Raw genomic sequence first — 572 nt, 5'->3', positions numbered from 1 at the left:
GTCTCGTGGGCTCGGAGATGTGTATAAGAGACAGGTGTTACCTTGAGCACCTTGAGGCCCGGTAGCGCCTGTATTACCTTGAGCACCTTGAGGTCCGGTAGCCCCCGTAGCGCCCGTGTTACCTTGAACACCTTGAGGTCCAGTAGGTCCAGTAGGTCCACCAGAAGGTCCAGTAGGTCCGGTAACTCCTATACCAGTAGCGCCAGTAGCACCAGTGTTACCTTGAGGTCCAGTAGCACCCGTGGCACCTGTGTTACCTTGAACACCTTGAGGTCCAGTAGCGCCAGTGGCACCAGTAGCACCTGTGTTACCTGTGTTACCTTGAGGTCCCGTGGCACCGGTAGCACCAGTGTTACCTTGAACGCCTTGAGCACCGGTAGCACCAGTAGCACCAGTGTTACCTTGAGCACCTTGAGGTCCAGTAGCACCAGTGTTGCCTTGAACACCTTGAGGTCCAGTAGCACCAGTGTTACCTTGAGCACCTTGAGGTCCAGTAGCACCAGACTAACCTGGAGCACGCTCAGTTACACAGCCCCCAGACAACCCAGAAGCACGAGGTGGTAGAGGGGGGC

At 56.5% G+C, this 572-nt stretch carries 1 protein-coding gene; it reads right to left on the bottom strand.

The window, feature by feature from the left end; translation table 11 throughout:
- Window positions 1-188 precede the first annotated feature (188 nt).
- Complete coding sequence (locus tag JDS95_RS31740) at window positions 189-518, bottom strand: hypothetical protein (protein ID WP_275952109.1); 330 nt, start codon at window positions 516-518, stop codon at window positions 189-191.
- Between the last annotated feature and the right edge of the window lie 54 nt (window positions 519-572).

Source organism: Bacillus cereus group sp. N24, assembly GCF_016483345.1.
Taxonomy (GTDB): domain Bacteria; phylum Bacillota; class Bacilli; order Bacillales; family Bacillaceae_G; genus Bacillus_A; species Bacillus_A toyonensis.
This window is presented reverse-complemented; position numbering and strand designations above follow the sequence as displayed.